This window comes from Nonomuraea sp. NPDC050022, assembly GCF_044460705.1.
Classification (GTDB): Bacteria; Actinomycetota; Actinomycetes; order Streptosporangiales; family Streptosporangiaceae; genus Nonomuraea.
Genome location: NZ_JBITKE010000012.1, coordinates 156,299 through 170,257, shown reverse-complemented (window position 1 = coordinate 170,257; position 13,959 = coordinate 156,299). Strand labels below are relative to the sequence as shown.

6 protein-coding genes and 1 pseudogene are annotated in these 13,959 nt (G+C 64.5%); 3 read left to right on the top strand and 4 right to left on the bottom strand.

Annotated features, from left to right (window positions below; translation table 11 throughout):
• Window positions 1-178 precede the first annotated feature (178 nt).
• Complete coding sequence (locus ACIBO2_RS43465) at window positions 179-7,669, top strand: DNA/RNA non-specific endonuclease (RefSeq protein WP_397304094.1); 7,491 nt, start codon at window positions 179-181, stop codon at window positions 7,667-7,669.
• A gap of 353 nt (window positions 7,670-8,022) precedes the next feature.
• Here the strand turns inward: ACIBO2_RS43465 and ACIBO2_RS43460 are convergent, their stop codons facing one another.
• Window positions 8,023-8,853, bottom strand: a complete 831-nt coding sequence (locus tag ACIBO2_RS43460) for a hypothetical protein (RefSeq protein ID WP_397304093.1) — start codon at window positions 8,851-8,853, stop codon at window positions 8,023-8,025.
• Window positions 8,854-9,091: 238 nt separating this feature from the next.
• Window positions 9,092-10,285 carry an ISAs1 family transposase gene (locus ACIBO2_RS43455; RefSeq protein ID WP_397304092.1) on the bottom strand — a complete coding sequence of 398 codons (1,194 nt, stop codon included), beginning with the start codon at window positions 10,283-10,285 and terminating at the stop codon, window positions 9,092-9,094.
• A gap of 395 nt (window positions 10,286-10,680) precedes the next feature.
• Between ACIBO2_RS43455 and ACIBO2_RS43450 the strand changes: the two are divergent.
• A pseudogene (locus ACIBO2_RS43450) lies at window positions 10,681-10,874 on the top strand (DNA translocase FtsK); the annotation flags it as partial.
• 178 nt (window positions 10,875-11,052) lie between these two features.
• On the opposite strand, the gene ACIBO2_RS43445 reads toward ACIBO2_RS43450, so the two are convergent.
• Window positions 11,053-12,279 carry a helix-turn-helix domain-containing protein gene (locus ACIBO2_RS43445; RefSeq protein WP_397304091.1) on the bottom strand — a complete coding sequence of 409 codons (1,227 nt, stop codon included), beginning with the start codon at window positions 12,277-12,279 and terminating at the stop codon, window positions 11,053-11,055.
• Between the two features lie 101 nt (window positions 12,280-12,380).
• On the opposite strand from ACIBO2_RS43445, the gene ACIBO2_RS43440 reads away from it, so the two are divergent.
• Complete coding sequence (locus ACIBO2_RS43440) at window positions 12,381-12,647, top strand: hypothetical protein (protein ID WP_358551394.1); 267 nt, start codon at window positions 12,381-12,383, stop codon at window positions 12,645-12,647.
• 670 nt (window positions 12,648-13,317) lie between these two features.
• On the opposite strand, the gene ACIBO2_RS43435 is transcribed toward ACIBO2_RS43440, so the two are convergent.
• Entirely contained in the window at window positions 13,318-13,938 is a 621-nt protein-coding gene (locus ACIBO2_RS43435) for a hypothetical protein (protein ID WP_397304090.1), read from the bottom strand.
• Window positions 13,939-13,959: the final 21 nt, after the last annotated feature.

Genomic DNA, 13,959 nt, shown 5'->3' with positions numbered 1-13,959 from the left:
CCGTCACATTTGATCACTTAAATAGATCTTGTGTGCCATTTATGCCGAGCTTACGCTTTGTCCGTTTGCAGTCATGCTCCGAGTCGCACGACTAGGGACTTTCGGGTTCGGGTCGTGGGGGTGGGGCTTCGTCTGGCGCTTTTTGGGGCGCCCCGCGTGGTTCGGAGTGTGACGGCGTATGCGCCGCTTGCTGGCATGGGCTCATTCTGCTCGTTTCAGGTTCGGCCTCGTGTTTTTGACCTTGGCGGCGACTCTTCCGGGTCTTCTGGCTTTACAGCCGCAGCCGGTAGCCGCTGATGTCGCGAACGCGGTTACGGTTTTCGGGAGTTTGCCTGATACGCCGAAGCAGATGTTGGGTACTGCTGGCGGTTTGCCGTCGCTGGTGTCTGCCGATGCGACGAAGGCGAAGGTTGATCCGGGTACGCCGAAGGCGAAGATCGCGATCCCGAAGAAGGCGTTGCCGAAGGAGGTGCGGGAGGGGGTCCTCCGCACCAAGCAGGCCGGTCCGCTGGCGCCGTCATTGATGCGTGGGGCTGCACCGGTAGGGGTCGCGGCCGCTGTTCCGCCGTGTGGTTCATATTCGCCGTGGCAGCGGTCGGTGTATGTGGCGTATGGCACCTACGTGTCGTCAGGCGGGCGCGTCTGGAAAGCCATCCAGAACATTCCGGCAAACCTGAATTTCTACCCGCCCGAGCAGGAACCGACGGGCTGGTTGCTGATCGGAGACTGCCCCAAGCCGCCGCCGCCCACAGTGACGTCGATGTCTCCCGACAATGGCATCCAGTTGATGACGACGGAGCCCACTTTGGCGGCCGAGGCCACCACGTGGTCAGGGGGCACGATCGGCTTCCATTTCGAGATATGCGACAACCCATCGATGTCGGGTTGTGCCCGCCACGATGACTGCTGCGCTCTGTCCGGCAGCTGGACTGTGCCGGAGGGCACGTTGGCGTGGGGCCGCCAGTATTGGTGGCGGGTCAATGTCAGTGACGCGTCCACTATCGGCGGGCTGAGCGCGTACTCCTCGACGTACACCTTCGTGTTGGGTGTGCGGCAACCGACGATCACCTCGCAGTTGTCGGTACGGGGTGTCAACGGGCAGGAGTTCAACCAGCAGTCCGGCAACTACACCACGACGTTTACCGATGCGCAGGTGGCGACGGCGGGGCCGCCGTTGTCGGTGGTGCGCTCGTTCAACAGTATGGATCCGCGGCGTGATGGCGCTTTCGGGGCGGGCTGGGCCACTCGCTGGGACATGCGGATCGTGCCGGAAAATGTGCGTGGGCGCGAGGCCGTTCTGGTCACCTATCCCGATGGCCGTCAGGTCCGCTTCGCCAAGAAGAGCGATGGGACGTATCAGCCGCCGCCGGGCATGTACGCCACTTTGGCCAAGAACGCCGACGGCAGTTGGCGGTTGATGGACAAGGCGTCGACGTCGTATCTGTTCGATGTCGGCGGACGTTTGCTGAAGGTGGCTGACAGCCGGGGCCGCGACCAGGAGCTGACCTATGGGACGGATGGCAAGCTGGCCAAGGTAACCGCGCCCGGAGGCCGATCGCTGACTTTCTCCTGGACCGGTGCGCACGTCACCACGGTTTCCACGGACCCGGTGGATGGCAAGGCGTTGAGCTGGGCGTACACCTATAACGGCGATGCGCTGGAGAAGGTGTGCGATCCGGCTCAGGCGTGCACCATCTACCAGCTGAATGCGAGTTCGCTGTATCGCAGTACGGTGCTGGACTCCGACCCGATGGGGTATTGGCGGCTGGGCGAAAGCTCCGGCTCGGAGGCGAAGGACCTCGGTTGGATGGGCGAGGGCGGCCACTACAACACCGACTACACGCTCGCCAAACCTGGCGCGTTGGCGGGGACCGCCGACACCGCCGTCCAGATCACCGCCTCGAACATCCCCAACATCAACCTGCCCGCCTACCTTATCCCTCGGACGGGCACCTGGGCCTCGGTGGAGACCTGGTTCAAGACAACCGGCAACGGTTCGATTTTGGGCGCGGACGGTTCGGCGGTCGCGGACCCGTACCCGGTGGTGCAGGTGACGAGCGCCGGGAAACTGTCGGCTGCCTTCAACGAGACCTCCACGCCGATCGTGAGCGGTGCCGCGGTCAAGGATGGCCTATGGCATCACGCCGTCCTGACCATCGGCGGCGATGTGCAGACGCTGTACCTGGACGGGCAGATCGCCGGCACGCTCAACGCGACCATCCCCGACCCCGAGGGCCTGGATTACCTGGACATCGGCGGCGATGGCCTGTCCGGATCCATCGACGAAGTGGCGGTCTATGATCGGCCGCTGTCGTCGGTCGAGGTGGCACGTCACTACGCGGCGCGCGTCGCGGCGCCGCACGAGCTGGCCAAGATCACGTTGCCGTCCGGGCGGGTTTGGGCGGCCAACATCTACGAGAGCTCGACCGAGCGGATCAAGACCCACACCGACCAGCACGGTGGCACCTGGCAACTGGCCGAGCCGACCATCGACCCGGCCGCAGGCACCTCCACAGTCGTGGTCACCGACCCCAAGAACGAGAAGCTGACCGCCGTCCACGATGTCTGGCGCGGCTATCGGCTGATCTCCAAGACCGACCAGCTCGGCAAGACGACTCGTTACGACTACGACACCGGCGGCTTCCTATCGGACATGGTGGACCCGAACTACAACGCCACCACCTGGTACAACGACGACCGCGGTAACACGCTGTCCGTCACGACATGTCATACAGACAGCAGCTGCCAGGACACTTACGCGGAGTTCTATGTCAACAAGAACGACCAGTTCGACGCGCGCAACGACCACCTGCTGAAGGCCCGCGACGCGCGCTCGTCCAGTGCAACCGACAACACCTACGCCACCAGCTACGAGTACAACCAGTACGGCGAGCAAACCAAGGAGACAACGCCGGCCACGACCGACTTCCCCAGCGGCCGCTCGACGGTGATCGCCTACACCGACGGCAGCGAGCCCGCAGTCGGTGGGGGAGTGACACCGGCCGGGCTGGTGAAATCGTGGACCGATGCTCGGGGTAGCTCCGGCACGAACCGCTACACCGCCGCCGGCGACCTCGCCCAGCAGACTCAGCCAGAAGGATTGGTCGTCAACTCCGCCTTCGACGTCCTGGGCCGGATGAAGAGCCGAACCGAGGTATCTGCGGCACAGCCCGGCGGGGTCACGACCACCTACACCTATGACGATCTGGGTCGGCTGGCCACCGAGACCGGCGCGGGGGTCAAGAACGAGGTCACCGACGTCACCCACACGGCGCAGACGGTCTATGCCTACGACCCGGACGGCAACGTGCTGTCCCAGACCGACAAGGACCTGACCGGCGGCGACCCGGACCGGACCACCTCCTATACCTATGACGGCCACGGCCGCGAGGAGACGGTCACCGACCCGGAAGGCGGCGTGACCCGAACAACCTGGGACGAAATAGGCGCCCGCACCTCCGTTACCGACGAACTGGGTTCAATCTTCGGCTACACCTACACCAAACGCGGCGAACTGGAGAAGCGCACGCTGAAGAACTGGACCGGCAGTCCGGTGGCGCCCATTCCGGCCAAAGAGATCACCCTGGAGTCGTACTCCTATGACCCGGCCGGACGGCTGGCCGGCCAGATGGACGCGATGCTTCGCAAGACCACTTACGTGTATTACGAGGACGACCTGCTGAAACAGGTGATCGCCCATGACGCCATGCTGAACGGCGTGACCGCGACCAGGGACGTGGTCATCGAGGACGACACCTACGACAACGCGGGCAATCTCACGCAGCAAGTGCTGGGCGGCACGACGACTCGTACCGACTACGTCTACGACGCGGCCAGCCGCCTGACGTCGGAGACGCTCGACCCGGTGACGCCGGAGGATCCCGACCCGGCCCAACTCGGCCGCAAGACGACCTACGGGTACGACGCCAACGGCAACATCACCACCGCCAAGCGCTCGGCCGCGGGCACGAGCAGAATCGAAACGAGCGAGTTCGCCTACAACAAGGAGAACCTCCTCACTCGCCGCACGGTCAAGAACGACAGCCAGGACCTGACCACCACGTGGAAGGTCGACGACCGCGGCCTGGTGATCGAGACGACCGACGGGCGAGGCAACGTGTCGGGTGCGGACCCGACCGCCTACACCACCAACCTGCGCTACGACCTCGCCAATCAACTGGTCGAAGTAAAGACGCCGCCCGCTCAGATCGACAAGGCGGGCACCGCCCAGCAGGGCCGCGTCATCACCCGCTTCGGCTACGACGGCGCTGGCCGCCAGACCCACGCCGTCGACGGGGAGGGCCGCACCACCACCTCCGGTTTCGATCGGGCCGGACGTCTGACCTCAGTGACCGGCGCGCCCTACACGCCGCCCGGCGGCAGCACGCTCACTCCCCAGACGAGCTACGGCTACGACCCGGCCGGTCGGGTGATCAAGACCACTGACCCGCGCGGCCAGCTCACCACCCTGGAATACGACGCGCTCGACAACCCCGTCCGTGTTACCGACCCGCCATCCGCTCCGGGCCAGCCCGCCGGACGATGGGTTCGAGAGTACGACCTGCTTGGCGAGATGCTGACCGCGATCGACCCGACCGGGGCACGTACCGAGGCCACCTACGACGATCTCGGCCGCCAGGTCACCCAGACCACGATCGAACGCAAACCCGCCACAGCTGCCTACGTCACCAAGCTCGAGTACAACGATGCCGGCGCGCCCACCAAGGTGACCCTGCCCGGCAACAAGACCACCAATTACAAGGTCAACGCTGCTGGACAGGTCCTCACCGAGACGGACCCGCTGAATCACATCACCACCTACAGCTATGACTTGGCCGGCCGGCCCGCCAAGAGATCCAACGCGCTCGACAACTCCATTACCGCCGACTACGACCTGGCCGGCCGCCTGACCAGCCTCAAATACCTGAGCAAAGCCGGCGCGACGGTCAAGTCCCAGGGTTTCGGTTACGACGCCGCCGACAACCTCACCCAGATCACCTCCGGCGAGGGCCACATCACTCGGCGCACCTTCGACGCCACCGACCTGCTCACCCAGCTCGTCGAACCCGTCTCGGCCACCGACTCGATCACCACCAGCTTCGGCTACGACGCCACCGGCGCCCGCACCCGCCTGACCGACGGCCGCGGCAACTCCACCTGGACCAGCTACAACACCCTCGGCCTGATCGAGACGCTGACCGAGCCCGCCACCACCGCCCACCCCGACCTGGCCGACCGCACCTGGACCCACGTCTACGACGTCGCAGGCAACGAGACCGCCCTCATCCAGCCCGGCGGCGTCCGCCTCGATCGGGAGTACGACCAGCTCAACCGGGTCACCAAGGTCAGCGGCTCGGGTGCCGGCATCGTGACCCCCGACAAGACCTACGGCTACGACCTGGCAGACCGCGTCACCACGGTCAGTGACCAGACCCTCGAATACAACGACCGCAGCCTGCTCACCAAGGTCACCGGCCCGTCAGGTTCGAGTTCGTTCGCCTACGACAACCTGGGCAACCCCACCCAGCGCATCGACTCCACCGGCACCACCACCTACACCTGGGACAATGACAGCCGCCTCAGGACGGTTGTCGACCCGGTCAGCGGCCGCACCAACACCTACGACTACGACAACGCCGACCGCCTGACCACCATCAGTTCCACTAACCCGGTCAACACCCAGAGCTACACCTACGACGACGTCGACCGCCTCAAAACCCACACCCTCAAGAACAGCAGTGGCGGCCAACTCGCGAAGATCACCTACGGCTGGGACAAGGACGACAACCTCACCAGCAAGATCACCGCAGGGACGGCAGGCGCTGGCAACACCTACGGCTACGACTACGCCGGCCGCCTCACCTCCTGGACCGGCCCGGACGGCACCACCACGGCCTACGAGTGGGACGCCTCCGGCAACCGCACCAAAGCCGGCAACAAGACCTACACCTATGACCAGCACAACCGCCTGACCAGCGGCGACGGCACCGACTACACCTACACCCCGCGGGGCACTCTGGCCACCGAGACCAAGAACGGCACCACCAGAAACCTCACCTTCGATGCCTTCGACCGGCTCATCAACGACGGCGACACCGCCTACACCTACGACGCCTTCGACCGCATGGCCACCCGCCAAAAGTCCGGCAGCGGCCAGCAACGCTTCGCCTACGCCGGGCTCGACAACAACATCGTCGCCATCACCGACCAGAACGGCGCCACCCAAGCCAAGTACGGCCGCGACCCCTCCGGCGGCCTCGTCAGCACTCAAGAAGGCGGCGGCCCTGCCCTCGGGGCCATGACCGACATTCACGACGACCTGATCGGTACCTTCTCCGGAACCGCCCTGGCCAGCACCACGGCCTACAACCCCTACGGCGAAGTCACCGCCCAAACCGGCACCCAACCCAGGCTGGGCTATCAGAGCGAATACACCGATCCGGACACCGGCAAAACCAATATGCACGCCCGCTGGTACCAGTCCAGCACCGGCACATTCACCTCACGGGACAGCTGGACCCTGGAACCGAACCCATCGGCCAGGATGAACCGCTACGGGTACGGACAAGCCAGCCCGCTCATCCATACAGACCCCTCGGGACACGAACCCGATCCCGTCTGTAGGTATTTTCCGGGCTCCATCCTTTGTAACCCAGGTGTCACGGACGACGACGTGTGCAAAGACGGTGCTGGCAGGACTAACACTTGCAACCCGGGAAAATGCGCAGAGTTTTCTAACGGCTGCCGTATTCCCCACACCGATAGCGGTTCAGGCGTCAAACCCGAGAAGGTCAAAAAACCGAAGTCAACCAAAGTTAGCGTCACATCTCAACCAAATTCGACAGTTAAGCCTACGGGCTATAAGCCCACCGGCAATCCCGTTAAGCATCCCGATCCGAAGCATCCCGATCCGAAGCACCCCGGTCCAAAGTCCCCCGCCTTTGAATACGGGCCGATAATACACAAGCACAACTGTGGTAAAAAATGCATGATCGAAGGCCATCCCGCGAAGGATGACGAGGAGATCCCGATCATCGTGGTAGGTATTGATGATATCGCGCAGCCTGTGGGATTGGATCCTGCCGATTTCGTCGAGCTTCCGGAAGACCGGCCAACGACAGAACCCGCGCCGACACCTGATCCTGAGCCCGAACCGGAGAACCCCCCGCCCGGCGGTGAGCCGGAACCTGGCTGCAAACCATTTAAAGAGAACATCGTGGATCCTGCCTTGCGTCCAGTCGGCGGAATAGCCCGGTACTGTGACCCGTCGGATCTACGTGGCGGAACGAAAACAAATAGTAGAGTAAATCCCACATACTGGCCCAGTAATAATCCTAGAGTCCCGAGGCCCTGGCGTTATAATCGGTGCCATGTCATAGGCCGTCAACTCGGAGGGTCGGGCACAGAAGTAGACAATCTCGTCCCCTGCTTATCGACGGTGAACAATAGGTCAATGAGGCCGATAGAAGATGACGTCGCTGATATGGTTAGAAAGGTCAATGGAAGGGGTGTTGTGGATTATAATGTAACAATCTTCTACAAGCGCCATAGTGGAAGGCCTGACAGATTTCGCATGACCGCGACGCTAGACGGTGTAACTTTCATTGACAAATGTGTTCATAACAACGCCAGTCGCACGACGGGGAGTGGGCAACTTTGCATGCCTTGAATTAATCCTCCCCGCTGTCGGTTGGGGCATCAGTAAAATCTTCCTCGTAGGGGCGCATGCCCTGTGGCTGGGCCAGACGGCCTGCTGCTGAAATGATGATCAGCAAGCAGGCCTGAGCTTGGTGAGATGTGCGGCACTGCGCCAGTCAATTCACCCGTATCGGCTCGTCAGCAGAGAGAGGAGATCGGAAGCACGGCTAGAAGATGGGGCGTCTTTTGCCGGCGAACCGCTAAGTGCCCGTTGGACGATCGGCTGGTATCGGGCGCGATAGGAAACACCGTGTTTAGATTCCTGCTCTGGACACTGACCAGTTGGGGTGACGAGCGTGTTCTTGGCGGTCACCTGGTTGGCGGCTATTGGATAGTCAGGCGGTAGCCGTGGTCGGTGGATTGGGGGCAGAGGAAGAGGATAAGGGCTGCGTAGCGGCCAAGCTGGAGCGTGGTGGGCTCGTGGGTTTCCATGTATTCGGTTGTCCCCCATTCGAGATGACGTTCTTCTACAGGACGCCAGCGTGGTTCGCTGTTGTCATCCCATTCGCTACTGTCCAGTTTGAGAAATGGCTTGGTCTCAGTTCCGCAGACATTGCAGGGCAACTCGTACATGTTGGTGAGGTTCCAGGCTACCCATCCGCCGACCTTGCAGCCCGGAGCGATGGACAAGAGGTCACCGTAGATGAGGCCGGCCTCGTCATCCCATTCATCCAAGGCCCCCTGGAGTTGCTCCGGAAGCTCATCGCGATCAGGATATTCGGTGATCCGTTCGGGATGCAGTACGCAAGGGCGCGGCAGAAAGCCCTTTTGGCTGAGCTCGGCCGCTGGAGCACCAGGTGGGCTATCCGGGGTGGCATAGTGCCGCATGGGCGTCTCGTCCAGAACATCGGTGACATCTGAGGTGCGGCGCCAGACCAGCAGCGGGAACGGCCCTGGGGTGTCGTCTTCCACGAGGTGATCGTTGGGACACCACAGCACTTGCAGCAGATCAGTGCCCTCGGGAAAAGGGACCTCGGGGATGTCCCGTACGTAGAATTGCGCAACACCCACCATGGGCACCGGGCTCTCAGGGGTGCGGTCCTGTAGCGTCCCACAATCGGCTTCCCTGTCATACACCGTGATCGTACGATCGCACGCCGGCCACGGCTCCGCAGACGGCCAGATCAGCGGTCCGCCGATGTGACTGTCATGCATGCTCGGCTTCCCTGGCCGTGGATGGAGAAGGACGGCTGTCCTCGCATACGCGCTCAGCTCAGGGAACGGCTCGGTGATGTTGACCGGAGGGCTGGAACTGGTACGGGCCATAGGCATGAAGCCTAGGGCTGTGGCACCCGCAGAGAGAAGATAGGAATTGACGGCCCTTCTCGTGGATGTCTTTCACGGAGGTATGGCCCGCCGTCCGCGCCAGTCGAGGCCCAGGGACGAAGCGTTCTCATGTCGTAAGACCCAGTAATTGGAGTCCGTCGGCGGGATGGCTGCGGTAGTAGTCGGTGGCGGCGGCGATGTTGGTCCAGCCGATCAGGCGGGCCAGGCCGATGGCCAGGTTGCGTAGGCCGGCCATGATCCGGGGTGCGGTGCCGGTGCGAACTCTGGAGGCGTCCTCGCGGTAGGTGACGTCCCGGATGTGGTGCAAGGTCTCCACGCTCCAGTGCCCGCGGATCAGCGTGGCGAGGTGGGCGTGGGTGGTCCGTCCTGGTGGGAGGCTGGTGACGGCGTAGATCGTCACGATGGTGGTCTTGCCGGTCTTGTGGTCGGTGCGGCGGCGTTTGACCTGGATGGCCTGGGCGGCGTGCGGGAAGGGCAGCCCGGGGCGGGCGGTGCAGATCTTCATGCGGCGGATCTCGCGGCGGCCGTGTCCGGTCTCGTCGGTGCGGTCGTTGAGGATGGCCTCTCGCCAGGGCAGGGCCTTGAGCCGGCGGTGCAGGGTGGGCTGGTTGCCCTTGACGAGGAACAGGTAGTGGCCGCCGGCGGCGATGATGTGGCGGGCGTGTTCGTGCTGGGTATGCAGGGCGTCGGCGGTGATCACCATGCCGGTCAGGTCCAGCTTCGCCAGCAGGGGTGCGAACGCGGGGATCTCGTTGCTGTGGGCTTCGACCTGTCGCTGGGCCACGACGGTCTGGGTGTCGTGGCGGGTGGCGGCCAGCAGGTGCACCGTGGTGCCGCCGGTGATGCGGCTGCCGCGCAACGTTTTGCCGTCCACGGCCAGGCCGGCGAGCGGGGCCCGGTGTGAGGGCGGGGCGCAGGCGGCGAGCGAGGCCAGGTAGCCGCAGGTGGCGGTGTCGAAGGCGTCACCATCCAGGCGGGCCAGCAGCCGCCCGAGAGTGCTGGCGGCAAGTCGCGGCGTGCCGGGCAGGCCGGCGCGGGCGCGCAGGTCGGGGTCGTATCCGGCGATGACCCGGGTGATCTTCGCCAGGGAGGTTGCTCCGCCGAGCACAGCGAGCAGGGATAACGCCAGCAGCGGGCCGAGCCGGTAGCGGCGTCCCCGGCGGCTGCGCGGGTCGGGCACCATGTCCAGCACCTTGGCCAGGGCGGGCAGATCGAGCAGATCGAACAGATCGCTCAGCGGGTCGGCGACGGTGACGTGCTCCAGGTGGCGGGCGAGCACGTCGATCGGGGATGATGGCACGCGAACGCGGCCCCTGTTCTTGATCGACTGGCGTAGACAACCAACGATCATCAGGGGTCGCGTTTGTCATGTACGCCCCGGGGCGCCCCTCAAACACCCGGCCTGGTCGAGCCCGCGTAGGTCCCACCAGCCGAGAACGCTACGACCCTGAGTCGAGGCCATAGCCGCACGGAATTTCGGACGAGACCGAGGCCGTGGGGAAGAGTACCTTCCATCGCCAGCTGCGGCGCCGCGCCACCGCTACGTGAAACGAACGCTCCGTAGCAGCATGCGCCGGAAGGACAGGATACCCCACAAGTACCGAAAGCCCGCGACCATCTCGAAAAACACCGGCTCTTTGCGCTGCCGGACTATCGCCGCCGGGCTCCGGCTATGTATGCGGCCATCTGCAACCCCAGGCCGGGTCCACATCCATGCTCCAGCGCAAGCTCCGCATCGGCTTCGCCAGCGCCGGACGGCTCATCGACCTGCTGGAGTTCCGTGACGTCTCAACCCGACCGCAAGATCAAAGGCTTGGGCCATGCTCCGCCAGCCGTACGGACTGCTGGTCGAACTGCGTGGCGATGCCAGTGCGGACAGTCTCTCCTGATGACGATGCTCCTCGCCATCAAGCGGCCTGTCAGGCATTTACGCAGCGATGCGACGCCCCCTCCTACGCCGCCTATGGGGCCGACTGCGCTCGGCGGCCCGTCTGACGTGTGTGGACATGATTTCAGGAGGCCATGAGCGATCTTGGCAGGCGCCGCATTGCGGAGACAAGTCCACCGCTATCTGGCGAGGAGCGAGTCTCTGATCGCCTGTCCACCGGACGCGCCTGCCTCCGCCAGTTCGTGCGCGGCACGTCGGAGCTCGGCCACGGCGTAGGCGTTGACCGCCGCAGCATCCGGAACCACGTTCAAGGCGATGGAGGTTGCGGCCTCGGCATCGCCCTGCATGATGTGGGCTCGCGCCAGGCAGGCCCCGAACCATGCTCGATCGCGCCGGTAAGACTCGGGCAGGGTCGACAGCCCGCGTTCGAGGAAGTCGGTGGCGCGGCGGCCGTCGCCGAGTTCCAGTTCGGCCATGCCGCGCTGCATGAGGAACCAGCCCTCGCCGTAGAAATACATCCAGGGCGGCTCGTCGTCGGGGTGTTCGGCCGCGGTTCTGATGAGGTCTTCGGCTTCGGCGAGTCTGGTGCGTGCCTGGTTGGCCTCGCCCATCTGGGTGTGTCCCCTGCCGGCCATCTGGGCGGCTATGCCTCGCACGCCGTGCGTTGTCCGGCCGTACTGCCAGCGGGAGGCCTCGGCGAGGCGGACGCAGCGGTGTGCGTCGCCGAGGCTCCATGCCTGGTGGGCGCGCATGTTCAGGGTGGTTGAAGCGAGGCAGGCGTCTCCGGCTTCGAGGGCCCAGGCGTGGGAGCGGTCGTACCAGGCCAGCGCGGCGGGATGGTCACGGGAGTCCTGGCACATCCATGCGATGAACTGGGCGTACTGGGCGAGGACGGCGACCGCGCGGTCCGCCAGCGGTCCTCTGGCGCCTCTCGCGAGGTCTGCCACGGTGGACAGCTGAGCGTGGACGAGTGGTAGCAGCGGACGGCTGCCGATGGTGTCCTCGACGCGGCGGTGTTCGGCCAGACAGCGTTCCAGCCATTGCACGGTTTCCAGATCGACCCGTGGCGGGTTCTTGATGGCGCGGGTGATGCGCTCGTACAGGTCAGGGTCGGGCGCCAGTGACGGAAGGGCGAGGGCGGGGACCGGCTTGATGACGGTGCCGAACAACTGGTCTTCCGTCACGCCGAACGCAGTGCAGTAGAGCTTGGTGTAGAAGGCGTCGGGCCGATGCTCGCCGGTCTCGTGGCCGCGAATGCGCCGGATCAGGTTCGCCGGCTCAGGGAGCGGCTTGGCAGAGGCTCTGATCAGCTGCTGGGCCAGCTCTCGCTGCGACCAGCCTTGGGTGGTACGGGCGGCCAGCAGCCGGGTGGCCCAGACAGGAACCGCCGGGACGTGGTCGGTCATCCAGCGCACCTCCAGAGACGGGCGGACACGGGGGCGGACATCCGGCTGCGCCTTCTGGTGTCCTCTTCTGACGTGCTACCACGCACGGCTCTGATGTATTCATGCACTTCGAGACCGATGCCTTCTTCTCATGGATGGCCATCGACCACTCCGGGCGGGGAGCGTGCGGCATCACCGCTGAGTCCGAACGGGCTGCCGCACTGCTGACCGAAGCGCTCGGCTTGTTGGCTCCCGGTGCCACAGGGACGGTTCGGCTGGTGCGTCTCGACCGCCATGCGCGGCAACCCTCCTACATCTACGGCAGGACCCTGCTGCGCTTGCGCCGCATCAAGGCCAGCTCGCCGACCGTGATCGCCACCGGCGATTAAGGTGGGGCAGAGCCAGATCGCGATGTCTGAATGGGAACCGCACAGTCCCCATGGCTCTCTCCGGGTAACCGAAACCTCCTGTTGCGGGGAGTACGAGTGGTGCAGCGAGGGCGGCAAGTTCCTCATCCTGCGCTTCAACGGCAAGCACTACGAGGAGACAGCCCGCGGCCGTTACTCGGACGCCCGGCCGGTCTGGGAAGGGCTCTTGAAACACCACCATCGATGCAAGCAAGGGTCATAGCCAAGGATGCCGGGCCTAACTCGGCTTTGGTCAGGCCCGCCGTGATGATCTGAGAGAGACGTGATCGGTTCGGCGGGCCTGCGGGAAGCAAAGGACCGGAGTCACGGCGTATGGAAAGGCGACCGGCTCAGCAAATTTCGTGGGCAGCCACAATAAACTGCCCACCCTCTCGAAGCGCCAGTCGTGGGGGGTTGCGCGCCGAAGGCGCGCCCGAGGAAGGCAGCCCGAGCAACGCGAGGCCCTACAGGGGTCGAGCCGTTGGCTCGACTGGAAGAAGCGCCTGAGCCCCGAAAGCGCGAAGCGCCGATGGACCGAAGCCCGTTGTGCGCGGGGTGGGCATCAGCTGGTTAACCACCCAAATGGGTATCGGGCGGGATCTTGACCGGAAGAACGCCCGGAGCGGAGCGGAGGCCCTCCAGAGGCGGCGGCTCAGCAGTCGCCGATCGTGCAGAGTTTCGCGGCCATCTTCGTGGCGTCTGCCTGGTGCTTGGCCAGGGTGCTGATGGCCGGGGTGTCGTTGTGCATGTCCCAATAAATGGCTACGGCCGTACCCTTGCGGACCGCGATGAACTGCTGGGTCTGGGGTACGGGATTGGACTTCGTCGACTTGGTGGCTCTCGCGGCGCCCACCGAGTTGTCGCCGATTTTCGGGTCGATTGCCTTGACGAGTTTGCCGCACTTGGTCAGGCGGGTGCGGAACTCGGTCATCAGTTTCTCCGCGGCGCTTGCCTTCGCGAAGAGGAGGACCTGTTCGCCGCGTTCGGCGCTGGTCTTCTCACCACCGCCCATGTGTGGGTCATAGGTGAGGTCGCGGCGGGCGATCCAGTCCTTTTTGAGCTTGGCGCCCGAGCACTGGATGTTTTCCACCTCGATCAGGTTGTCGTTCTGGGAGAGAAGCCAGTGCTCGTGCTTGGTGTCCTTGCGGGCCTCCTTTTCGTACAGGAGGAAGTTCTTCGGGATCGACGGGGTGGCCAGGGCCGCCGCAGGCGGGAGTAGCAGGGCCGAAACCAGGGCGCCGCCCGTCAGCAGGGTGATCTTCTTTATGTTCATGAGGAGTTGGATGCAGGCGGG